Origin of the sequence: Psychroserpens mesophilus (genome assembly GCF_050617655.1) — a bacterium.
Lineage (GTDB): Bacteria > Bacteroidota > Bacteroidia > Flavobacteriales > Flavobacteriaceae > Psychroserpens > Psychroserpens mesophilus_A.
In genome coordinates this window covers 1-260 of sequence record NZ_JBODQC010000255.1, presented here as the reverse complement: position 1 = coordinate 260, position 260 = coordinate 1, and the positions used below count along the sequence as shown (strand labels likewise).

Below are 260 nucleotides of genomic sequence, written 5' to 3'. Positions count from 1 at the left end.
CTGAATGTACTCTAGGTGTAAAATATAGAGATGTTGGTGATGACGGAACAGTTTATGGAGGGCCAATGTACTATCTATCAAAAGGTTTAAGGTCTAAAGGCATGGGTGGCTTTGGTAAAGTTTTGGCTGTAATCTTTGCAATCTTTGTTATTGGAGGTTCATTTGGTGGTGGAAACATGTTTCAGGCTAACCAAGCAGCAGCTCAGTTTACAAAACTTTTCAATTTTGAAAGTGATAATGCTGGGATGTATTTTGGCTTA

Annotated in this window: 1 protein-coding gene; it reads left to right on the top strand. The window is 38.1% G+C overall.

The genetic code is table 11. The features are described from left to right. Positions 1 to 260: alanine:cation symporter family protein (locus tag ACRHNM_RS17175; protein WP_431137860.1), on the top strand; the 260-nt coding region annotated here is incomplete at both ends.